Genomic DNA, 21,707 nt, shown 5'->3' on the forward strand with positions numbered 1-21,707 from the left:
GACAGTTTTGTTTCATTCACGTCTTTAGCTGTGCAATGCTGGCGCCCAGACCGTTAGCCAACTACAGCTTAAGTACAGAACGTAGAAGAACGCGCGGTACCGTCAATTTGCCCCACTGGGGCGCGACCACCACAGGGGGCCTTTATGCTCACCCTGCTCAATTTGTTATCGGCCGTGGCCTTGTTGATCTGGGGCACGCACATCGTCCGGACCGGCATCCTGCGGGTTTACGGCACCAACCTGCGCCATGTGATTGGCCAGAACATGTCCAAACGGTGGCTGGCGTTTATCGCCGGCATCGTGGTGACCGCGATGGTCCAGAGCAGCAATGCCACCGCCATGCTCGTCACTTCGTTTGTCGGGCAAGGCCTGATGGCGCTGACCCCGGCGCTGGTGACCATGCTGGGGGCCGATGTCGGTACGGCACTGATGGCGCGGGTGCTGACCCTGGACCTTTCCTGGCTGTCGCCGCTGCTGATCTTTGTCGGGGTGATTTTCTTCCTGTCGCGCAAACAGACCCGGCTCGGGCAGATGGGCCGTGTCGCCATTGGCCTTGGGTTGATCATTCTGGCGCTGCAGTTGATCGTCGAATCGGCTGCGCCGATTACCCACGCCAAAGGGGTGAAGGTGATCTTCGCCTCGCTGACCGGCGACATTCTGGTCGACGCCCTCGTCGGCGCATTGTTCGCGATGATCTCCTACTCGAGCCTGGCCGCGGTGCTGCTGACGGCGACGCTGGCCGGCGCCAAGGTCATCAGTTTGCCGGTGGCCATCGGCCTGGTGATCGGCGCCAATATAGGCAGCGGCATTCTTGCGTTTCTCAGCACCAGCATGCAGAACTCCGCCGGGCGCCAAGTGGCGTTGGGCAGCCTGTTGTACAAACTGATTGGCCTGGTGTTGATCATTCCGGTGCTTAACCCATTGGTGCACTGGCTCGATGGCCTGGACTTCAGTCCTCAGGAAACCGTCATCGGCTTCCACCTGCTCTACAACACCGTCCGTTGCTTGATTCTGACGCCGACTGTCGCAGGGATGGCCAGGCTGTGCACCTGGCTGTTGCCGGAGCGGCCAGTCGTCAACGGAATGGCCAAGCCCCGGCACCTCGACCCCACCGCGCTGGTCACGCCGAGCCTGGCGCTGGCCAATGCGGCGCGGGAAACCCTGCGCATGGGCGATCTGATCGACAACATGCTCGAAGCGATGCTCGATGTGCTGCGCGGCAAGCAAACCGCCGTGACCCAGGAAATGCGCCGCCTGACCGATGATGTCGAGGCCCTCTACAGCGCAATCAAACTCTATCTGGCGCAAATGCCCCGGGAAGACCTCAGCGACCAGGACAGCCGGCGCTGGGCAGAAATCATCGAATTGGCGATCAACCTGAAGCTCGCCAGCGACCTGATCGAGCGCATGTTGCGCAAGGTTCAGCAGCAGAAAACCTCGCAGCGCCGGTCTTTTTCCGAGGTGGGCCTGGAGGAATTGGCCGGGCTGCACAGTCAGCTAATCTCCAATCTTCGCTTGGGGTTGTCCGTGTTCCTGAGTGCCGACAAGGAAAGTGCCCGCCAGTTGTTGCGGGAAAAACGTCGCTTTCGCGCACAGGAAAGGCGTCTGGCTCATGCCCATGTCAGCCGGTTGCAACGTAAGATTGTGCAAAGTATCGAGACCAGTTCGCTGCACCTGGAGCTCATTGCCGACATGAAACGTTTGAATTCGCTGTTTTGCAGCAGCGCGTATGTGGTGCTGGAGACGTCCGACACGGGCGCGTTGTCGGTCGACGATTTGGCGGACATCACGCATTCGCCTTGAACGTCTGGCTGTGTGGTCAGTCAGTTACATGGGTTCCGGCTTAAAAGCATCGCGAGCAGGCTCGCTCCCACACTGGAGCTTCGGTGAAACCGTGGGCGCGAGCCTGCTCGCGATGGCTGCCCGGAAAGCGACACGGATCTCCAATCAGCCGTATGGAAACCTGTTATGCGTTGTTTGTTGTTCGCCTGTTTGCTGCTCGGTTCATTTCCTTCGTTTGCCCTGGATCGGTTTCAGGTCGAGGGCTATACGCTGCCCAATGGTCTGCAATTGCTGCTCAAACCGGGCGCTGACCGCGGGCATGTGGCGATTCGCCTGGTCGTCGGCGTTGGCCTGGATGATTTCAACTGCGCCGACAAAGAACTGCCCCATCTGCTCGAACACTTGTTGTTCAGCGGCATCGACGCCACCGGCGAAGGGGGGCTGGAGGAGCGCATGCAGGCGCTGGGAGGTGAGTGGAATGCTTACACCAGCAACGCCGACACCACGTTCGTCATCGAAGCCCCGGCAAAAAACCAGCGCAAGGTCCTCGACCTGTTGCTGGCGTTGCTGACCCAGACCCGCATCGACGACAACGCCATCAACGCCGCCAAGCAAGTGGTCGAGCGCGAAGACGGTGGTCATTACACTCGCCTGCAACGGTGGCTGGATCGCCAGGACCTCGGCCACACGGCCAGTAATCAGCTGGCGGTGGAACTGGGCCTCAAATGCCCACAGCGCGCCGAAGTCGATCACCTGACCCGTGAACAACTGGAGAAGGTGCGCAAGCTCTGGTACGCGCCCAACAACATGACCCTGATCATGGTCGGCGACCTTGACCGCTTGCTGCCGGCCTATCTGGAACGGGCCTGGGGTGAGCTGGTGGCGGTCGACCCGAGCGAACACTTGCCCCTGCCGGAAATTCGCGCCAGTGCCGCCCATGAGCGCACGCTGAGCAGCGGCTTCGTCGGCGATGGTGCCAAGTTGCACTGGCTGGTGCCGGAACCGGTGCTGGAGGATGAGCACGACGAGACGTTCGATCTGCTCAAGGACTATCTGGACTGGGCGCTTTATCGCCAGATGCGTCTGGTCCACGGCTTGTCTTACGGGCCTTCGGCGGAGCGTGAGCTGTTTGGCGGTGTGGGCTTCATGAGCCTCAACGCCGACCTTGAGCGCGACGATGTGCCCCAGGCGGAGCAAGTCCTTGAGGAGTTGAAAGCGCAACTGCTCAAGGACGGTCTCGACGCCGACACCTTCAACCGTCTCAAGCAGGCGGCCATCGCCCGGCAGGCCTGGGCCGTGCAAGGCAATAGCGCGCTGGCGGATTATTACTGGAGTGCCCTGGGCGACTATGAGGACGGGCGCTTCGCCGATCCGGCGAGGGAACTGCAGGGCGTGACGCTGGAGGAAGCGAACAAGGCGTTGCGTGAGTTGCTGCTGCAGCCCGGGTATTTGCGGATCGAGAAGCCGCTGATGGGGGATGACCAGGTGATGTGGGTGATTGCCGGGGTGTTGGGGCTGCTGGTGCTCGGACTATTGGGCTGGCGGTTTCATCGCAGATAATAAAGAGGGGCCGCTTCGCGACCCAACGGGGGCAAGCCCCCTCGCCACGGGGGCGCACGGGGGGTAACCTGTCGAGGATATTTCCTACGACGAATGTGAACCGCCGAATGCCGATCCTGACCCAATACGTCCAGCGCATCCTGGAATTGATGAAGCGCTATCCTGGGGTCATCGCGCTCGGTGGTTTCATCTCCGGTGTCGGCAGCTTCATTCTGGTTGATCGCCAACAAGGCCTGGCGACCTGGATCACCATCATCATGGTGTTCAGCTGGGTCTGGCTGATGCTGGAAAACAGCCTCACCAAGCTGTTTGCCAAAATCTTCAAGCGCGAAATTCCCCAGCCCCTGCTGCGCTACGCCACGCAGATGATTCACCAGGAAAGCCTGTTCTTCGTCCTGCCGTTCTTTTTCATCACCACCACCTGGAACAGCGGCCAGTTGTTTTTCACCGGGCTGTTGAGCATCGCCGCGCTGATTTCCATCATCGACCCGCTGTACTACAAATGGCTGGCGCCCCGGCGCTGGGCGTTCCTGGCGCTGCATACCCTGACGCTGTTCGCGGCATTGCTGACCGCCCTGCCCGTCATCATGCACCTCACCACGTCCCAGAGTTTCAAACTGGCGCTGGGGATCGCCGTGCTGCTGTCGTTCCCGAGCCTGGCGTCGATCTTCCCGATCCGCACCGTGCGCAACGCTTTGGCGATCCTCAGTATCACCCTGGGCATCGGCGCCCTCGGTTGGGTCCTGCGCTCGTGGGTGCCGCCGGCGACCCTGTGGATGACTGATGTGGCAATCAGCACGCAAATGCAGGACCGCACCCCCGGCAAAAGCCTGGATGAAGTCACGGCCGAGCAGATTCGTGGCGGCGGGTTGTATGCCTACACCGCGATCAACGCCCCGCGCGGCCTGGATGAGCGGATTTATCACGTGTGGCAGTTCAACGGCAAAGAGGTCGACCGCATCCCGCTGGATATCCATGGTGGACGCAAGGAAGGCTACCGCGCCTGGACCCACAAACAGAACTTCCCGGGCAACCCGGCGGGCAAATGGCAGGTTCGGGTATTGACCGAAGACGGCCAGGTCATCGGCGTGCTGCGCTTCATCGTCACGGACAGCACACCGACCAAAGAAAAGTAGCGCGGTTCATGCTATTACGTAGCTCTGTGTATTAACCGAACAAGCACGGAGCTTATGACCAGCAGCACAATGGCCGGTAATGCCCAACTGGACGCCTCTCACTCCCCTGCTCAGCTGCGGGTGACGGGTGACTGGACGCTTGCCCATTACGCCGATCTCAAGACCTTGTGCGAAAAGCTTCGCGGTCAATACGACGACAACACCCACATCGATCTCAACAGTCTCGGTGCTCTCGACACCGCCGGTGCCTCGTTGCTGGTCGAGCTGTTGGGGACCGAGCGCCTCGGCCGATCCGCCGAACACCCCGATTGCACCCTGTCCACCGCCGATCGCGCCCTGCTGCAGACCATCTACCGCTCGATGACCGATTTCTGTGTGCCGATCAAGGAGCCGGAAATCAGCGTCAGCATTCAATTGCTGACCCGCATTGGTCGCGCGGTGGACGCGGTTTGGCAGGACACCCTGCAACTGCTGGGTTTCGTCGGGCTGATTATCGAAACCATCGCCCGCGGCCTGTTTCAACCCAAGCGTTGGCGCATCACGCCGATGGTCGCGCACATCGAACAAACCGGCCTTGATGCCGCCCCCATCGTCGCCCTGCTGACCTTTTTGGTGGGCGCAGTGGTGGCATTTCTCGGGGCGACGGTGTTGGCCAGTTTCGGTGCCACGGTATTCACCGTGGACCTGGTGGCGTTTTCCTTCCTGCGTGAATTCGCGGTGCTGTTGACGGCGATCCTGATGGCCGGGCGCACGGCCAGTGCGTTCACTGCGCAGATCGGTTCTATGAAGGCCAACGAAGAAATCGACGCCATCCGCACCTTGGGCCTCGACCCGATGGAATTGCTGGTGGTGCCGCGTGTCTTGGCATTGCTGGTCGCCTTGCCGATGCTGACCTTTCTGGCGATGCTCTCGGGGATTATTGGCGGCGGCGTGGTCTGTGCGGTGTCGCTGGATATTTCGCCGGCGATGTTCCTTTCGCTGCTGCAATCGGACATCGGGGTTCAGCATTTTCTGGTGGGGATCGTCAAAGCACCGATTTTCGCGTTCCTGATCGCCTCGATTGGCTGTCTTGAAGGGTTCAAAGTCAGCGGCAGCGCCGAGTCGGTCGGTGCGCACACCACGTCCAGCGTGGTCCAGTCGATTTTCGTGGTGATCGTGCTCGACGCCGTGGCTGCGCTGTTTTTCATGGAGATGGGCTGGTGAGTCGTTTACCCCGAGCGCCTTCCGAGGCGGTGATCGAAGTCCGTGGGCTGTGCAATCGCTTCGGCAGTCAAAGCGTGCACGAAAACCTCGACCTCGATTTGTACAAAGGTGAAATTCTCGCCGTGGTCGGCGGTTCCGGCAGCGGTAAATCGGTGCTGCTGCGCAGCATTGTCGGCCTGCGTCGGCCCAATGAAGGGGACGTGAAGGTTTTCGGTAAAAACCTGCCAACCTTGTCCGAGCAGGAGCGCTCGAAGATTGAACGGCGTTTTGGTGTGCTATTCCAGCAAGGTGCCCTGTTCTCTTCGCTGACCGTGACCGAAAACGTTGCCCTGCCCTTGATCGAACACGCCGGCCTGAGCCGTGAAGACGCCGAGCACCTGGCGGCGGTCAAACTGGCGCTGGCCGGGCTGCCGCTGTCGGCCGCCGACAAGTACCCCGCTTCGCTGTCCGGCGGCATGATCAAGCGTGCCGCGCTGGCCCGGGCGTTGGCGCTGGACCCGGACATCCTGTTTCTCGACGAACCCACGGCCGGCCTCGACCCGATTGGCGCGGCGGCGTTCGATCAATTGATCCTGACCCTGCGCGATGCGCTGGGCCTGAGTGTGTTCCTGGTGACCCACGACCTCGACACGCTCTACACCATCACCGACCGGGTGGCGGTGCTGGCGCAGAAGAAAGTGCTGGTGGCGGACGCCATCGACAAGGTGTCGGAAACCGACGACGCGTGGATTCACGAATACTTCCATGGCCCTCGCGGCCGCGCGGCGCTGACGGCCGCTCAACAGTTGAACGAGGTCTGACATGGAAACCCGAGCCCATCATGTATTGATCGGCCTGTTCACCGTGATTGTGGTGGCGGGCGCCCTGCTCTTCGGCCTGTGGCTGGCCAAGTCCAGCGTCGACACCGAGTTCAAGGATTACGAAGTGGTCTTCAACGAGGCGGTCAGCGGCCTGTCCAAAGGCAGTTCGGTGCAGTACAGCGGGATCAAGGTCGGCGACGTGGTGACATTGCGCCTGGACCCGAAAGACCCGCGCCGGGTGCTGGCGCGGATTCGTCTGGGCGGTGACACCCCGGTCAAGGAAGATACCCAGGCCAAACTGGCACTGACCGGCGTCACCGGGACTTCGATCATCCAGCTCAGCGGCGGCACTCCGCAGAGCCCGGCTCTCAAGGGCAAGGACGGCAACCTGCCGACCATCGTCGCGTCACCCTCGCCCATCGCGCGCCTGCTCAATGACAGCAACGACCTGATGGCCGGCGTGAACACGCTGATGCAAAACGCCAACCTGTTGTTCTCCACGGAAAACGTCGAGCGCATCAGCAACACCCTGGAGCACCTGGAACAAACCACCGGGGCGATTGCCGATCAGCGCGGCGATATCCGTCAAGCGATGCAGCAACTGGCGTCGGTGGGCAAGCAGGCCAACAACATGCTGGAGCAGACCACGGCGCTGATGCGCAATGCCAACGGCCTGCTCAATGAGCATGGCAAGGACGCGTTGGGCAGCGCCGAGCAGGCGATGAAGTCGCTGCAGCAGAGCACCGCGACGATCAACAAGTTGCTCGCCACCAATCAGGACTCGCTCAACAGCGGCATGCAGGGCCTCAATGGCCTGGCCCCGGCGGTGCGCGAGTTGCGTGAAACCCTGACCTCGTTGCGCGCCATCTCTCAACGCCTCGAGGAAAACCCCAGCGGTTACCTGCTGGGCAGTGACAAGAACAAGGAATTCACGCCATGAAGCTGACTCGTATCGCCCTCCTCGCCGGCTTCACGCTGATCAGTTCGTGCTCGATCCTGCCCAAGCCCGAGCCGTTCGATGTCTATCGATTGCCGTCGGCCCAGAGCAACGCGTCGGCCAGTCATGGCACGCCGCAACGCTGGTCGCTGCGCCTGACCAAACTCCAGGCCAGCAACGCACTGGACGGCCCGAACATCGCGGTGATCCCGCAAGGTGATGTGATCAGCAGCTATAAGGGCTCGCGTTGGAGCGATCCGGCGCCGGTGCTGCTGCGCAATCGTCTGCTCGATGGTTTTCAGCGTGATGGGCGGGTGCCGCTGCTGAGCACCGATGACAGCATTTTCCAGGCGGACCTGGAGCTGGGCGGGCATTTGCAGGCGTTTCAGACCGAGTATCAGGGCACGACCGCCACGGTGGTCGTAAGCCTGGATGCTCTGCTGGTGCGCGGTTACGACCAGCGCATCCTCGCCAGCCGCCGCTTCGAAGTGCGTCAGCCTCTGAGCGATGTGAAAGTCCCCGCAGTGGTCGCGGGGTTTGGTCAGGCGAGCGATCAATTGACGGCGCAGGTGGTGAACTGGGCGGTTGAGCAAGGGCAGAAGGTCGAACTGCCGGCAAGACCTTAAACCCGACACGGACCCAATGTAGGAGCGGGCTTGCTCGCGAAAGCGGTTTGTCATTCAACGCTGAGGTTGTCTGACACTACGCCTTCGCGAGCAAGCCCGCTCCCACAGGGATCTCGGTCAGCCGAAGAACCAGTAGCACACCCCGATGGCGCCCAGCACACCGGCCAGTTCCGCCAGCAACGCACACCCCACCGCATGCCGCGCGCGCTGGATGCCCACCGCGCCAAAGTACACCGCCAACACATAGAACGTGGTTTCGGTGCTGCCCTGGACCGTGGCCGCCACCAGCGCCGGGAAGCTGTCTACGCCCGACGTTTTCATGGTTTCGATCAGCATCGCCCGTGCGGCGCTGCCGGAGAACGGTTTGACCATCGCCGTCGGCAACGCGTCGACGAAGCGGGTGTCCCAACCGGCCCACTCCACCAGGTGCCGAATCCCGTCCAGACCAAAGTCCAGCGCGCCGGACGCGCGAAGTACGCCCACCGCACAGAGCATCGCCACCAGGTACGGCAGCAGGTTCTTGGCCACGTCGAAGCCTTCCTTGGCGCCTTCGACGAATGCTTCGTAGACCTTCACTTTGCGCAGCGCGCCGATGATCAGAAACAGCATGATCAGCCCGAACAGCGTCAGGTTACCGAGGATCGATGACAGGCCTGCCAGCGCGGTGGCTGAGAGCGTCGCCAGCAGCGCCATGAAGCCACCGAGGGCGAGGGCACCGGGAATCAGGTACGCGAGCACCACCGGGTCCCAGATGCGCAGCCGCTGCATGAACGCGACCGACAGGAAGCCGACGATGGTCGAGCAACTGGTGGCGAGCAGGATCGGCAGGAACACCAGCGTCGGGTCCGGCGCACCTTGCTGGGCGCGGTACATGAAGATCGTCACCGGCAGCAGGGTCAGGGAGGAAGCGTTGAGCACCAGGAACAGGATCTGCGCGTTGCTGGCGATCGTCGCACTGGGGTTGAGCTCTTGAAGCGCCTTCATCGCCTTGAGGCCGATCGGTGTGGCGGCGTTGTCCAGGCCCAGGCCGTTGGCGGCGAAGTTCAGGGTGATCAGGCCGATGGCTGGATGGCCTGCCGGCACTTCCGGCATCAGGCGCAGGAACAACGGGCCCAATGCCTTGGCCAGCCATTCGACGATCCCGGCTTTCTCGGCGATGCGCAGAAAGCCCAACCACAGGGTCAGGGTGCCGAACAGCAGGACCATGACTTCGACCGATAGCTTGGCCATGGCGAAAATACTCTCCACCATCGCCGCGAAGATCCCGGCGTTACCGCCGATCAGCCATTGCACCAGCGCCGAAACGGCAGCCACGATGAAGAAGCCAAGCCACAGGCCATTAAGCATCAGTCAAATCCCCCGGAATATGCGGCGAATGATAGCGGGGTAGCCAGAAACGACAAACCCCGGATTTCTCCGGGGTTTGTTTAGTACGACTTGCACCAATTTAATGTGGGAGCGGGCTTGCTCGCGAAGGCGGTGTGTCAATCAACAGAGATGTTGAATGTGCCGGCCTCTTCGCGAGCAAGCCCGCTCCTACAAGGTTTTGCTTTAGTTTTTGGAAATCTCGCCAGCTGGCAGCTTTTCCTTGCTGCGCCAGTGCGGCAGGGAGTTCCAGTAGCGCTGACCCTTGGCGTCGTCGTACATGCCTTCCCAGCGCGAGATGACCAGCACGGCCAGTGCGTTACCGATCACGTTCAATGCGGTACGGGCCATGTCCATGATGCGGTCGACACCGGCGATGAATGCCAGGCCTTCCAATGGAATGCCGACGCTGCCCAAAGTGGCCAGCAGCACCACGAAGGACACGCCCGGTACACCGGCGATGCCTTTGGAGGTGACCATCAGGGTCAGCACCAGCAGCAATTGCTGGCTGATCGACAGGTCGATGCCGTACAGCTGGGCAATGAAGATCGCCGCGATGCTCTGGTACAGGGTCGAACCGTCGAGGTTGAACGAGTAGCCGGTCGGTACCACGAAGCTGCAAATGGCTTTCGGCGCGCCGTAGGCTTCCATCTTCTCGATCACGCGCGGCAGCACGGTTTCGGAGCTGGCGGTGGAGTAGGCCAGCACCAGCTCATCCTTGAAGATGCGCATCAGCTTGATCACCGAGAAACCGAACATCTTGGCGATCAGCCCCAGCACCACAAAGGCAAAGAAGGCGATGGCGAAGTACACCAGCACCACCAGCTTGGCCAGCGGCAGCAGGGAAGCGAAGCCGAAGTTGGCCACGGTCACCGCGATCAGTGCGAATACGCCGATCGGGGCGTAGTTCATGATCATGTGAGTGACCTTGAACATGCTTTCCGAGACGCCCTGGAACATCTTCACCAGCGGCTCGCGCAGGTCCGATTGAAGGCTCGACAGACCGAGGCCGAACAATACGGAGAAGAAGATGATCGGCAGCATTTCGCCGCGGGCCATGGCCGCGAAGATGTTCGACGGGATCAGGTTGAGGATGGTTTCGATGAACGCGTGTTCATGCTGAACCTCGGCGGCAGTCGCCTGGTACTTGGAAATATCCACGGTACCCAGGGTGCTCATGTCGATGCCGGTGCCCGGATGGACCACGTTGGCTAACACCAGACCGACCAGGATGGCGATGGTGGTAACGATCTCGAAGTAGATGATGGTCTTCAGACCAATGCGCCCGAGTTTCTTGGCGTCACCGACACCAGCGATGCCGACGACCAGCGAAGAGATCACGATCGGGATCACGATCATCTTGATCAGACGGATAAAGATATCGCCTGCCGGTTGCAGGACGTTGCTGATCCACCAGGCTTTTTCGGCACTGAAATGGTTGAGCAGCGCACCGATTGCAATCCCCAATACCAGACCGATGAGGATCTGCCAGGCGAGGCTAAGCTTTGCCTTCTTCATATCATTACCCTTACTTGCGTTTGACTCAGGCAGACGCAGTCACTGGTTCGCTTGTGGCGAAAAGTGCGTGCATCTGCCCCCGTATAAGGAGCCCCGGAGCGCTTGTTAGTGGCTCTCTGGCAGGCGAAAAAAGGCGCAACTATTCCGATGCAAGGAAGCGACGTCTAATGCCGTAAACGCCTACCCTATGCCGAATCGGCATGAGCTTTTCCAAATGAAACTGGCGTCCCAACCGGTTCGAATACGACATTTCGGCAGGCATAAGTGCCGTGAACCGGCCATTCCAGAGGAGGTTGGTTGTTTTTTGAGTGGAGGATTCAGGGTTAAAACTTCAGAAAAAACCTACGTTTAGCTGCGAAAAATCGCAGTCGTTTGCAGACGGCTTTCTCGATATACGGTCACGAAGAAACACCGCGAAATGTTTTTGGCGGGGATGTAGCGGAAGTGGCATAGGGATAAATGAGCGATGCGCTCTGAAACGCTGCTTTTTCGCGAATGAAGCTCTCCGCAAATTCGTCGAGTCCTATGACCCGGCGAATTTGCGTCGCAGCTTTTGCCTGACCCGGCCCTTGCGCAGGTACTCCCTGTACCCGTAGGTCACTCCGACCCTGTAACAGTCAGAACGTCCCGGCCCCATGGTCATGCGTCTACCTTCCTCGGGTAGCGCAGTAGAGAGAAGCAGGGTGCTTCTTTCACATGACAAATTCAGTACCAGTTCGGATCTTTTTTCAGTTGTTCCATCAACAGGTCCTGCATGCCCTGGTCGGGTTTGCCGAGGAAGCGGTAGCTGGCATGTCGCTTGGGCGATTTGTCGGCCGGCAGTCCTGCGGGCACTTCGACCAGCATGGCGTAGGCATCTTCCTTGTCGAAACTGAAAGCCACGATCAGGCGCTCGTTCAGGCATGTGGGTTGTGATTCACACAGCGGCCCGACCAGATACTTGTGGTGATCTTCCTCGACAGCATTCATTTGCTCGGCATCGCCGGACAGGTTCATTACCCATTCCGGCAGGCGTTCTTCCTTCTTCACCACGCCTTGCCACGTTTCACGGTACTGCGGGTCGGAAGTGATTAGCTCATTGGCCCGCATTTGGCCGTCATTGGCCGCCAGCGCCATGGCACTACCGCCCAGAAGCAGGGCGGCTGCCAGTGTCTTGTACAAAACGCTCATGTTCAGCCTCGGCCGCGACGGCCAAAGAAGAAGGAAGCAATGAACATCACCAGGAACACGACAAAGAGAATCTTGGCGATACCCGTGGCGGTGCCCGCGATACCACCGAAGCCCAGTACTGCAGCGATGATGGCAATGATCAAGAAGGTGATTGCCCAGCTCAACATGGTGATTCTCCTTACGCTTCATTATTTAGAGGTGTCGCTTGTGGTGCTTGTCCCGGCGCAGACCGCACGCCAAGTTCGATTACTTAGAACACCCAGCGCTCCTGATGAGGCATCTCGTCCAGAGGCTGCGCCTGGTCAACGTCCATCATCCGCATCGGGGTGAGGTCGGCCTGACTGCTGCTGGCGGCGCTGAAGTGGGTTTGGGCTGCATGTTGAATCGATACGTGCGGCGCCACTGGCTGCTGGCTCTGCTCCCAGCGCAAGAACTGTTGGCCGGCGATCAAAGTGATCAGCAAGGCCAGAACAGCAAACAAGCCTTGCTGGATATGCAGTGGCGAGATTCGCAGTTGGGCGGCACGGTAGCGATTCATCCTGAAGCTCCTCCCACTTTGGTGGTGATCTTGTTGGTGGGCATAGAGATAAACGCCCTGATTACCCAGACCATTGCAGCCTGCATGCCAGCTTTTTTGTGCGAATAAAAACCAATAAAATCAATTAGTTAACAACTTTATGAAAATCGTTTGCGACGCATCCTGCACGATGACCCCTTCAGGGTCGTGCGAAATGCACGATAATTTCGTGGGCACTTTGAATATTTTTGAATTGAGCGACAGGCGCAGATGTCAGAAAGGAAGGTGGGTAACCGCCAAACAGGCAGTGTTTTGATAAAAAACCATGAAAATCAGCGTATTAGGTAGGCGGACCGTAGATAGCTACCCTGCCGGTGCTGGAATGGATCAGAATCGACCATGCAACTTGCCCGATTTATCCGGGACTAACCAAGATCAATCATTAAAGGAGCGCAGGAACATGGAATCAGCCACGGTGCATCAAGGCCGCATTCTGTTGGTAGACGATGAGTCCGCTATCCTGCGAACCTTCCGCTATTGCCTCGAAGACGAGGGCTACAGCGTCTCTACCGCGAACAGCGCAGCTCAGGCCGATGCCTTGTTGCAGCGTCAGGTGTTCGACCTGTGCTTTCTGGATTTGCGCCTGGGTGAGGACAATGGCCTGGATGTGCTGGCGCAGATGCGTATTCAGGCGCCCTGGATGCGTGTGGTAATCGTCACCGCGCATTCGGCTGTGGACACTGCGGTCGATGCGATTCAGGCGGGCGCCGCCGATTACCTCGTCAAGCCATGCAGCCCTGATCAATTGCGCCTGGCCACCGCCAAGCAGTTGGAGGTGCGGCAACTGTCGGCTCGCCTGGAAGCCCTTGAAGGCGAAGTGCGTAAACCCAAGGATGGCCTGGACTCCCACAGCCCGGCGATGAAAGTGGTGCTCGAAACCGCCCGCCAGGTGGCCGGGACCGATGCCAACATTCTGATCCTGGGTGAGTCCGGCACCGGTAAAGGTGAGCTGTCCCAGGCGATTCACGGCTGGAGCAAGCGTCAGAAGAAGTCCTGCGTCACGATCAACTGCCCGTCCCTCACCGCTGAACTCATGGAAAGCGAACTGTTCGGCCACAGCCGTGGCGCCTTTACCGGTGCCAGCGAAAGTACATTGGGCCGGGTCAATCAGGCCGACGGCGGTACGTTGTTTCTCGACGAGATCGGCGATTTTCCGCTGACGTTGCAGCCCAAGTTACTGCGGTTCATTCAAGACAAGGAATACGAGCGGGTAGGGGATCCGGTGACCCGCCGCGCCGATGTACGTATTCTCGCGGCGACTAACCTGAACCTTGAAGACATGGTGCGCGACGGCCGCTTCCGCGAAGACTTGCTCTATCGCCTGAACGTCATCACGTTGCACCTGCCGCCGCTGCGCGAACGCCGTGAAGACATCCTGAATCTGGCCGACCGTTTCCTCGCTCGCTTCGTCAAGGAATACGCGCGCCCGGCCCGGGCCTTCAGCGATGAGGCCCGCGAGGCGCTGCTGGGTTATCGCTGGCCTGGCAACATCCGCGAACTGCGTAACGTGGTGGAGCGGGCGAGCATTATTTGTCCACAGGAACGGGTTGAGATCAGCCATTTGGGCATGGCCGAAACCCCGATCAACAACGCGCCACGCATCGGCGCGGCGTTGAGCCTGGACGAACTGGAAAAAGCCCACATCGGTGCTGTACTCGCCACGGCGGATACACTGGATCAAGCGGCCAAGACCTTGGGCATTGATGCCTCGACCCTGTACCGCAAACGCAAGCAATACAACTTGTGAGCTGCCACCGATGAAATTGGCGATGAAGCTGCGTACTCGGCTGTTCCTGAGTATTTCTGCACTGATCACCGTGGCACTGCTCGGGCTCTTGCTCGGGCTGGTCAGCGTGATGCAGATGGCCGGGTCCCAGGAAGCGCTCGTTCGCAACAATTTCGTCACGCTCGACCTGGGATTGAAATTACGCCAGACCCTCGGCGATCAATTGATGATCATGGTCAACGAAAAGCCTGATCCCGCTGGGTTCGAGGCGTCCAGGCAGCACTACCTGCAGTTGCTCGACGAAGGCATTGCCCTTGAGCAATCCGGCAATGGCGGTCAGTACGGGTTCAAACAGGCCAAGGTTGATTATCTGGAGTTTGTTCAGGCCTACGGTCAGGCCGCTGAGCCCACCAAGGTACTCAATGGCAACGAAGCCCTCACGGAAAAATTCAACACCGTGCGCAACGGTCTGCTCTCAGAGCACAAGCGCGCGCTGGATGACATCAACACCACCGAACGTCAGTCCCGGGAGCGCGCGTTGCTGGTGGCGGGCCTGCTCGGTTTGGTGGGGTTGGCGGTACTGATCATCGGCTTCGTGACGGCCCACGCGATTGCCAGGCGTTTTGGCGGACCGATCGAAGCCTTGGCGCAGGCCGCCGATAATATTGGCCAAGGCAATTTCGAGGTGACCCTGCCGGTTTCGTCCGCCGTGGAATTGAACCTGCTGACCAAGCGCTTCGGGATCATGGCCGAGGCATTGCGTGAGCATCAGGCCACCAACATCGATGAACTGCTCGCCGGTCAACAACGCCTGCAAGCGGTGCTCGACAGTATCGACGACGGCTTGTTGATGATCGATCGCGACGGCCATCTCGAGCATCTCAATCCGGTGGCTCAGCGCCAGTTGGGTTGGGACACCGATCGCCTTGGCCAAGGGCTGGGCGCGGCCCTTGAGCGACCCGAGCTGGACGAACAGCTGCAACTGGTGCTGCGCGGCGGCACGCTGGAGCGTGCGCCGGAAGACCTGAGTATCGAGGTCGATGGTGAATCGAGGTTGCTGACCTACAGCCTGACGCCGGTTATCCATACTCAAGGGCACATCCTCGGTGCGGTGATGGTGCTGCATGACGTGACCGAACAGCGGGCGTTTGAACGGGTGCGCAGCGAGTTTGTCTTGCGCGCTTCCCATGAATTGCGAACGCCAGTGACCGGCATGCACATGGCATTCGGTCTGTTCCGTGAACGGGCAAAATTTCCGCAGGATTCCCGCGAGGCCGACCTGCTGGATACGGTCAATGAAGAAATGCAGCGCTTGATGCAGTTGATCAATGACCTGCTGAATTTCTCTCGCTACCAGAACGGCTTGCAGAAGCTGACCCTGGCCCCATGCTCCATCGAGGAACTGTTGACGCAGGCACATGCCCGCTTTGCCGAGGCGGCGACCGAGCAGGGCATCGAATTGCGCATAGAGGTGCAAGGGCCGTTGCCCCGATTGCAGGCCGATCAACCGCAGCTGGACCGGGTGCTCGACAACTTGATCGACAACGCTTTGCGCCATACCGCGCGGGAAGGGCTGATCCGGTTGCAGGCCCGGCGTCATGGCGAGCGGGTGATTATCAGTGTCGAGGACAACGGCGAAGGGATTGCCTATGGCCAGCAAGGGCGAATCTTCGAGCCCTTTGTCCAGGTCGGCCGCAAGAAGGGCGGTGCGGGGCTTGGCCTGGCGCTGTGCAAGGAAATCGTGCAACTGCACGGCGGGCGGATGGGCGTCTATTCGCGGCCGGGGCAGGGTACGCAGTTCTACATGGCGTTGGCAGTGTAAGGCGCTGTCACGCCTCGTCATCAAGGCGCCGGCCTTTCACTCGGCGGCCGCGGGTAATCAGTTCGATGAACTGCACGGAGCTCAAGGCATGAGCGAACAGCCAGCCTTGACCGAACTTCACGCCTTCGCTGCTTAGAAACGTTGCCTGCGCTTCATGCTCGATGCCCTCGGCAATCACTTTGAGTTGCAGCGCTTGAGCCATGTGGATGATGTGCGGTGCCACGCCACTGCTGGCGGCGTCATGGCCCAGTGCATCGATAAACGCCTTGTCGATCTTCAGGCAGTCCACCGGCAGGGTTTGCAAGTAGGCGAGGCTGCAATAGCCGGTGCCAAAATCATCGATCAGCACTTGATGCCCGACATCGCGTAACGCTTGCAGGTTTTCCCTGGCCACCACCACATCGATCAATCCCCGTTCGGTCACCTCGAAGGCAATCTGCTTGGCCGCGACACGGTGCAACGTCAGCAGGCGGGCCATCACCTGGCCGATTCGCGGCACCATCACATCACACGCTGCCAGGTTGACCGAGATGTACAGTTGCGGGTTGGCACGCAGCAGTTGCCCCAATTGTTCGAGCAGGCGCTGCAGGACGAAATCGGTCATCTGCCTGATCTGGCCGGTATTTTCCGCCATCGGAATAAACAGGTCGGGGCTGGTCAACGTGCCATCGGGCCTGCGCCAACGCAGCAACGCTTCGGCGCCGACACAGTTGCGGCTGTCGAGATCGAAAATCGGTTGATACAACACCTGCAACTCACCCCGGCGTATGGCGCCATGCAATTCGGCATCCAGTGACTGGCGCTGGCGCACCAGCAGAAACACCAGGAAGCCGACAATGATCCCAAGCACCAGACTGGCCGGCAGCAGCCACCACCACACCGCCGGCACGTGGATGCCTGTGCGTGGCGTGATCAATACCAGTTGGTATTCAGGGTTGTTGGTCGGCATGCGGTAGATCAAGCGGGTTTGCGTGACTTGCAGTGCGTCGCGGCTTTTGGGTGCCCAGGATTCGGTCGGTGGCCAGACTTGGGCAGCACCCAATACGGGAATGGCGCGAGTGCCGTGGTCGAGCACCACCAGCAGGCTGCTTCCGGGCGTCAGGTCGACCATGTCCGTCAAATGCCCGCGAGACGTCGCCACCCGAAAGTTGCCTCTGCCGAGCATCAGCGCAGCACGGTTTTCATCGGGTTCGGTGGTGGTGTTCAGCCAGTAGCTGTAGGTGGGGCCCCGGATGTCGGGAGGGCGCAGCAGCGAAAGCCCTTCCTGGCGAGGACGGTTGGAGCACAGGCGGGATGCATCGATGTAGGCCGCCTCGTAGACGAAACGGTAGTTGAAGCTGACCTGTTGCAAGGTGGCGATCATTTCAGGATCGCAGCCTCGAAGCGGCTGGGCTTCCAGGTCATCGAGGCTTTCGCGCAGTTGCCCGAACAATTGCTCCAGGCGGGCAAGGAAGCGCTCGCCCTGAGCATTCATTTCTTCGCTTTCGTTCTGTTCAACCTGGTGCATCGCCACAAACAGGCTGCCGGCCATCAAGATAGTTGCGCTGAGGGCAGCAGCCAGTATCGCCAGAAACCAGGGGCGATAGAACCAGCTACGGAGGGTCTCTCGTGCGGCAGCCATTATTGATATCCGAAGAATTACCAATGAGTTATAGCTGCTATTAGGGAAAAAGCTCTAACCGTCAGACGGGCGCCATTATTTTGTCTGATTCAGGACCTGCAGGATCGCCGCGGATTCAGCGTCAGGCGTGCCGTCGAAGCGGGAAGGGCGGAAATGCATCTGAAAAGCCGCCAACACATGACGCGTCGCTACGTCCAGTTCACCGGTTTGAGGCGTGGCGTAACCCAGTCTGGCCAGTTGCCCCTGAAACCAGCTGATGCTCGGCAGTTGTATCGCGAACTGGGCCTGCTGGCGTGCCACGGCCTGCTCGTTTGGCCAGACACCCAGGCCTTCGGCGGCCAGGCGTTTCCAGGGGAACAGCGGGCCGGGATCGAGTTTGCGCAGCGGCGCGATATCGCTATGGCCGATGATGGCGTGGGGATTGATGTTGTAACGCTTGCTGATGTCCTTGAGCAGGACGATCAACGATTTGACCTGGTCTTCACTGTAGGGATACCAGAGGCGACCGGTGGGGGTGTCTTTGAAGCCCGGGTTGACGATCTCGATGCCGATGGAGCTGGAGTTCAGCCAGGTCCTTCCTTCCCATTCGCTTTCGCCCGCGTGCCAGGCGCGAAAATTCTCGTCCATCAGCTTATAGATGGTGGCGCCCTTGTCGTCGCCAATCAGGTAATGACTGCTGACTTCGCCGTGGGTCAGCAGTTGCAGCGAGCGCTCCAGCGAGGCACTGGTGTAATGCACCACCACGAACTGGATGCGGCTGTCGTAGTTGGACGAAGGGTGGCTGGTGTCGATACGCGGGCCGCTGGAACAGGCGGCCAACAGCAGCAGCGACACAATGAGAGCAAGAAATTTCATGGCAGGAGGCGTACACGCAAGACAGTAATGCAACAGTGTAACGTACTGCCTTGCGCGCCGACGGCAAAAGCCCGGTTTTAAATAAAATGGAACAATTGGCCCTCAACCAGCCTCCACCCGATTACGTCCGGCGTTTTTGGCGCGGTACAGTGCCTGATCGGCTCTTTTCAGCGCCATATCGCTATGTTCTCCGGGTTTGAGCGCCGTCAGGCCCATGGAAATTGTGATGGTGACCCGCTCACCCTTGAAGTGGAAAGGGCAGGCTTCGATTGCGGCGCGCAAGGTTTCCAGCAGTTTTGCACCGACTGCCGGCACCGTGCCGGGCATCAGGAGCACAAATTCTTCACCACCAAATCTCGCGATGAAATCCGTCCCGCGCAGGCGCTTGCGCAAAACATTGGCGATGATCTTCAGCACCTTGTCGCCCGCCAGGTGGCCGTAGTTGTCGTTAATTCTTTTGAAGTGATCGAGATCCAGCATGGCCAGCAACAGGGTATTGCCGTGCCGCTGCCATTGACCGATCTCGTGGTCCAGGCGTTCGCTCCAGGCGGCGCGATTGGGCAGGCCGGTGAGCGGATCGATCAGCGCTTTCTGGCGTTGTTCTTCAAGGTGTTCACGGTAGCCCTGGGCTTCCTGTTCCATGTGCGCGACCCGTTCGGCCAGGCTGTGCAACCGCGCAGCCACTTCCTGCTCGCGCTCGTCGCGCTGCTTCTGGTGGCTATCCATGGTGCCGAGCAGGCCTTCAAGGTGGTTTTCCAGCACCAGTTTCAGGTCGTCCAGGTCTGCCGCTTCCTGCATGCTGCTGTGCAAGCCGTCGACTTGTTCGCGGATCTGCGTGTCCATCTGGCGCGCCGCAGTACGGTTGTCCGCGTGGCCTTCGCTGGCCGCCTGCAAATTACTCTGGAAGGACTCCAGGCGTTCATTGAGTTGCTGTAGATAGACTTCGAATTCGTGCTGGCCGCTGTCGTTGATTGCCAGCATCAACGTCGCCAGATCGTCGAGGATCGGGATCAGCTCGTACCAGTTCAGACCATGTTGAAGGCGATCACGCATCGCTTCGGCTTGTGGACGGTGGCGCTCCGGCAGCGTCAGGTCGTCGAGTAAGCCCAGCAGGGTGTCTTCGATGTGCTTGGCGACAGAGCTGTAGGACGGCTCCGGTGAATCAGGCAAGGCGTAGAAGATGTCCTCGTGTTCGGTTTGCTCCGGATCAATAGTTGTCGCTGCCCGGGTCAGTTCATCAGGATTGATGGCTGGTTGAACCTGAATGGCTGGCGCTGGGAGGGGACGGGTGGGCTCTTCCAGCCGTTCACTGTTCGAGGGTGTTGGCGATTCAGGCGCGGGCGCGATGTCGGGCTGGAGGACGGGCGGGACAAACGCTACCACCTCCGGAGCGGGCGCCGGTGCGTGAGTCTCTTGAAGCTCCGGGGTGGCCCCCGTGGGGTGGACGCTGTGCACCGCTGGCGGTGCGACTGGCGGCAGGTCCTCTTCCTCTTCCTCATCTGCGTCATCGGCGTGCGCCATCTCGACCACCCGTTCCACAGCCTGTGCAGCCGATGCGTGAACGGCAGGAGCGACGACCTGCGGCACTTCCTCATCCGTTTCGTGGCTACCGAACAGTCTTTGCAGAAAACCGGGCCGCTCAGGTTCGGCGGGGTTCTCCAATTGCCTCAAGGCTTTGCCTTGCAGGCCACTCAGTTCACTGAGCAGCAGCGGCATCTCACGGGCCTGACTGACTCGTCCATCGAGTTTTTTGGCAAAGCTCTTGAGCGGTCGACTGACTTCCCGGGGCAGCGGCAGCGATTGAAGTTGCGCGACCAGCGCGGTCAGTGCGGCGCTGGTCTGGTTGACCCGGGTTTCCCGGCGTTGCTCGGAATCCAGCACGGCTTTCTCGAGTCGCGGCAGCAGGGCCGCCAAGCCGGCGTCCATGTCATCGGTGCGCACGACTTCGCGCATCTCTTTCATGCATTGGTCGACAGCGCGGTCAGTGCCCTCCGCCGCCAGCGTGCTGCGCACCAGTCCACGGCGCAGCAGGTCGAGTCGGGCATCCCAGCGACGCTCAAGCTTTTCCTGTTGTTCGATGCTTTTGAGGTATTTCTCTTTCCAGCGCTGTGCTTCGTCGCTCATTCATGGGATCCGCGAAGGGCAGGACTCAACGCGGGCAATGCATCAGCCGTGAGCGAACCCGGCAGACGAATCTCTACCGCGACCGGCAGGTGATCGGAAATGGGCTGAGCCAGCACTTCGACCTTTTCAAGGGTCATTGTCGGGCTCAGCAGAATGTGGTCCAGGCAGCGTTGCGGGCGCCAGCTGGGAAAGGTCGCTTCCAGTTGCGGCGCGAGCAGGCCGAGGTCACGCAACGGGGAGTTTTGCAGCAGGTCACTGGCATGGGTGTTCATGTCGCCCATCAGCACCTGGTGTTTATAGCCGCCGATCAATTCGCGGATGTAGGCCAGTTGCAGGCTGCGCACGCGAGCGCCCAGCGCCAGATGCATCATGACCACCACCAGCGCCTCCGGACCTTCGCCAAAGCGCACCAGGATAGCCCCGCGACCCTTGGGCCCCGGCAGCGGGTGATCTTCAATCGCCCACGGGCGCAAGCGGCTGAGCACACCATTGCTGTGCTGGCCGAGTCGTCCGAGGTTGCGGTTGAGTTGTTGATACCAGTAGGGGAAGGCACCGAGCTGCGCCAGGTGCTCGACTTGATTGACGTAGCCTGAGCGCAGGCTGCCGCCATCGGCTTCTTGCAGGGCGACCAGGTCGAAGTCGCCTAGCAGGTTGCCGATTTTTTGCAGATTGTCGGCACGCCCGGTGTGCGGCAACAAGTGTTGCCAGCCCCGGGTCAGGTAGTGCCGATACCGCTCGGTACTGATACCGACCTGAATATTAAAACTGAGCAGGCGCAGACGACTGTCTGCGGGCAGGCCCGTGGATTCCAGGTGATGTTCGTTGACCCGTGGATCATGCAGGCCAACAACGCGTTCAGTTCCCCAGCGGCGCATGGCAGTGCTT

The 21,707-nt window shown here is 60.1% G+C and carries 18 protein-coding genes; 9 read left to right on the top strand and 9 right to left on the bottom strand.

Going from position 1 to position 21,707, the window contains the following annotated elements:
- Window positions 1–144 precede the first annotated feature (144 nt).
- The 7 genes from BK660_RS10585 to BK660_RS10615 all read left to right on the top strand — a co-directional run bounded on the left by BK660_RS10585 (window position 145) and on the right by BK660_RS10615 (window position 8,044).
- Window positions 145–1,803: a Na/Pi cotransporter family protein gene (locus BK660_RS10585; RefSeq protein WP_123433266.1), complete on the top strand. Its 1,659-nt coding sequence runs from the start codon at window positions 145–147 to the stop codon at window positions 1,801–1,803.
- Between the two features lie 165 nt (window positions 1,804–1,968).
- Window positions 1,969–3,342: a M16 family metallopeptidase gene (locus BK660_RS10590; protein WP_123433267.1), complete on the top strand. Its 1,374-nt coding sequence runs from the start codon at window positions 1,969–1,971 to the stop codon at window positions 3,340–3,342.
- A gap of 107 nt (window positions 3,343–3,449) precedes the next feature.
- Window positions 3,450–4,478 (top strand): DUF5924 family protein, encoded by a 1,029-nt coding sequence (locus BK660_RS10595; RefSeq protein WP_123433268.1) that lies wholly within the window; start codon window positions 3,450–3,452, stop codon window positions 4,476–4,478.
- 54 nt (window positions 4,479–4,532) lie between these two features.
- The gene (locus BK660_RS10600) at window positions 4,533–5,681 is read left to right on the top strand and encodes an MlaE family ABC transporter permease (protein WP_123433269.1); all 1,149 of its coding nucleotides are present in this window, start codon (window positions 4,533–4,535) and stop codon (window positions 5,679–5,681) included.
- Window positions 5,678–6,481: an ABC transporter ATP-binding protein gene (locus BK660_RS10605; protein WP_123433270.1), complete on the top strand. Its 804-nt coding sequence runs from the start codon at window positions 5,678–5,680 to the stop codon at window positions 6,479–6,481. Before BK660_RS10600 ends, BK660_RS10605 begins: the two co-directional genes overlap by 4 nt.
- A 1-nt stretch (window position 6,482) precedes the next feature.
- Entirely contained in the window at window positions 6,483–7,421 is a 939-nt protein-coding gene (locus BK660_RS10610; protein WP_123433271.1) for an MlaD family protein, read from the top strand.
- Window positions 7,418–8,044 carry an ABC-type transport auxiliary lipoprotein family protein gene (locus tag BK660_RS10615; RefSeq protein WP_123433272.1) on the top strand — a complete coding sequence of 209 codons (627 nt, stop codon included), beginning with the start codon at window positions 7,418–7,420 and terminating at the stop codon, window positions 8,042–8,044. The genes BK660_RS10610 and BK660_RS10615 overlap by 4 nt, the downstream gene beginning before the upstream one ends.
- 117 nt (window positions 8,045–8,161) lie before the next feature.
- On the opposite strand, the gene BK660_RS10625 is transcribed toward BK660_RS10615, so the two are convergent.
- From BK660_RS10625 to BK660_RS10650, 5 genes are all read right to left on the bottom strand, one after another.
- Window positions 8,162–9,391, bottom strand: coding sequence for a nucleoside recognition domain-containing protein (locus BK660_RS10625; RefSeq protein ID WP_123433273.1), 1,230 nt, complete (start codon window positions 9,389–9,391; stop codon window positions 8,162–8,164).
- A gap of 204 nt (window positions 9,392–9,595) precedes the next feature.
- Window positions 9,596–10,927 carry a glutamate/aspartate:proton symporter GltP gene (gene gltP, locus BK660_RS10635; protein WP_123433274.1) on the bottom strand — a complete coding sequence of 444 codons (1,332 nt, stop codon included), beginning with the start codon at window positions 10,925–10,927 and terminating at the stop codon, window positions 9,596–9,598.
- 705 nt (window positions 10,928–11,632) lie between these two features.
- Window positions 11,633–12,097: an inhibitor of vertebrate lysozyme family protein gene (locus BK660_RS10640; protein ID WP_123433275.1), complete on the bottom strand. Its 465-nt coding sequence runs from the start codon at window positions 12,095–12,097 to the stop codon at window positions 11,633–11,635.
- Window positions 12,098–12,099: 2 nt separating this feature from the next.
- Window positions 12,100–12,264 (bottom strand): DUF1328 domain-containing protein, encoded by a 165-nt coding sequence (locus BK660_RS10645; RefSeq protein ID WP_003177151.1) that lies wholly within the window; start codon window positions 12,262–12,264, stop codon window positions 12,100–12,102.
- A gap of 83 nt (window positions 12,265–12,347) precedes the next feature.
- Complete coding sequence (locus tag BK660_RS10650; RefSeq protein WP_123433276.1) at window positions 12,348–12,635, bottom strand: hypothetical protein; 288 nt, start codon at window positions 12,633–12,635, stop codon at window positions 12,348–12,350.
- Between the two features lie 439 nt (window positions 12,636–13,074).
- Between BK660_RS10650 and algB the strand changes: the two genes are divergently transcribed.
- The gene (algB, locus tag BK660_RS10655; RefSeq protein WP_123433277.1) at window positions 13,075–14,421 is read left to right on the top strand and encodes a sigma-54-dependent response regulator transcription factor AlgB; all 1,347 of its coding nucleotides are present in this window, start codon (window positions 13,075–13,077) and stop codon (window positions 14,419–14,421) included.
- Between the two features lie 10 nt (window positions 14,422–14,431).
- Entirely contained in the window at window positions 14,432–16,222 is a 1,791-nt protein-coding gene (locus BK660_RS10660) for a KinB sensor domain-containing domain (protein WP_123433278.1), read from the top strand.
- 7 nt (window positions 16,223–16,229) lie between these two features.
- On the opposite strand, the gene BK660_RS10665 is transcribed toward BK660_RS10660, so the two are convergent.
- The 4 genes from BK660_RS10665 to BK660_RS10680 form a co-directional block, all read right to left on the bottom strand.
- Window positions 16,230–17,843 (bottom strand): EAL domain-containing protein, encoded by a 1,614-nt coding sequence (locus BK660_RS10665; RefSeq protein ID WP_123433279.1) that lies wholly within the window; start codon window positions 17,841–17,843, stop codon window positions 16,230–16,232.
- A 75-nt stretch (window positions 17,844–17,918) separates the two neighbouring features.
- Window positions 17,919–18,698: an N-acetylmuramoyl-L-alanine amidase gene (locus tag BK660_RS10670; protein WP_123433280.1), complete on the bottom strand. Its 780-nt coding sequence runs from the start codon at window positions 18,696–18,698 to the stop codon at window positions 17,919–17,921.
- Between the two features lie 102 nt (window positions 18,699–18,800).
- A complete protein-coding gene (locus BK660_RS10675) occupies window positions 18,801–20,822 on the bottom strand; it encodes a GGDEF domain-containing protein (RefSeq protein WP_123433281.1) in 2,022 nt (673 codons plus the stop codon).
- Entirely contained in the window at window positions 20,819–21,697 is an 879-nt protein-coding gene (locus BK660_RS10680) for an endonuclease/exonuclease/phosphatase family protein (protein WP_123433282.1), read from the bottom strand. The genes BK660_RS10675 and BK660_RS10680 overlap by 4 nt, the downstream gene beginning before the upstream one ends.
- Window positions 21,698–21,707 lie beyond the last annotated feature (10 nt).

The organism is Pseudomonas brassicacearum, assembly GCF_003732265.1.
GTDB lineage: Bacteria > Pseudomonadota > Gammaproteobacteria > Pseudomonadales > Pseudomonadaceae > Aquipseudomonas > Aquipseudomonas brassicacearum_D.

Excerpts from the sequence above, each read along its gene's own strand:
- BK660_RS10585 (WP_123433266.1), top strand. The coding sequence starts at position 145 with ATGCTCACCCTGCTCAATTTGTTATCGGCCGTGGCCTTGTTGATCTGG.
- BK660_RS10590 (WP_123433267.1), top strand. The coding sequence starts at position 1,969 with ATGCGTTGTTTGTTGTTCGCCTGTTTGCTGCTCGGTTCATTTCCTTCG.
- BK660_RS10595 (WP_123433268.1), top strand. The coding sequence starts at position 3,450 with ATGCCGATCCTGACCCAATACGTCCAGCGCATCCTGGAATTGATGAAG.
- BK660_RS10600 (WP_123433269.1), top strand. The coding sequence starts at position 4,533 with ATGACCAGCAGCACAATGGCCGGTAATGCCCAACTGGACGCCTCTCAC.
- BK660_RS10610 (WP_123433271.1), top strand. The coding sequence starts at position 6,483 with ATGGAAACCCGAGCCCATCATGTATTGATCGGCCTGTTCACCGTGATT.
- BK660_RS10615 (WP_123433272.1), top strand. The coding sequence starts at position 7,418 with ATGAAGCTGACTCGTATCGCCCTCCTCGCCGGCTTCACGCTGATCAGT.
- BK660_RS10625 (WP_123433273.1), bottom strand. The coding sequence starts at position 9,391 with ATGCTTAATGGCCTGTGGCTTGGCTTCTTCATCGTGGCTGCCGTTTCG.
- gltP (WP_123433274.1), bottom strand. The coding sequence starts at position 10,927 with ATGAAGAAGGCAAAGCTTAGCCTCGCCTGGCAGATCCTCATCGGTCTG.
- BK660_RS10640 (WP_123433275.1), bottom strand. The coding sequence starts at position 12,097 with ATGAGCGTTTTGTACAAGACACTGGCAGCCGCCCTGCTTCTGGGCGGT.
- BK660_RS10645 (WP_003177151.1), bottom strand. The coding sequence starts at position 12,264 with ATGTTGAGCTGGGCAATCACCTTCTTGATCATTGCCATCATCGCTGCA.
- BK660_RS10650 (WP_123433276.1), bottom strand. The coding sequence starts at position 12,635 with ATGAATCGCTACCGTGCCGCCCAACTGCGAATCTCGCCACTGCATATC.
- algB (WP_123433277.1), top strand. The coding sequence starts at position 13,075 with ATGGAATCAGCCACGGTGCATCAAGGCCGCATTCTGTTGGTAGACGAT.
- BK660_RS10660 (WP_123433278.1), top strand. The coding sequence starts at position 14,432 with ATGAAATTGGCGATGAAGCTGCGTACTCGGCTGTTCCTGAGTATTTCT.
- BK660_RS10665 (WP_123433279.1), bottom strand. The coding sequence starts at position 17,843 with ATGGCTGCCGCACGAGAGACCCTCCGTAGCTGGTTCTATCGCCCCTGG.
- BK660_RS10670 (WP_123433280.1), bottom strand. The coding sequence starts at position 18,698 with ATGAAATTTCTTGCTCTCATTGTGTCGCTGCTGCTGTTGGCCGCCTGT.
- BK660_RS10675 (WP_123433281.1), bottom strand. The coding sequence starts at position 20,822 with ATGAGCGACGAAGCACAGCGCTGGAAAGAGAAATACCTCAAAAGCATC.
- BK660_RS10680 (WP_123433282.1), bottom strand. The coding sequence starts at position 21,697 with ATGCGCCGCTGGGGAACTGAACGCGTTGTTGGCCTGCATGATCCACGG.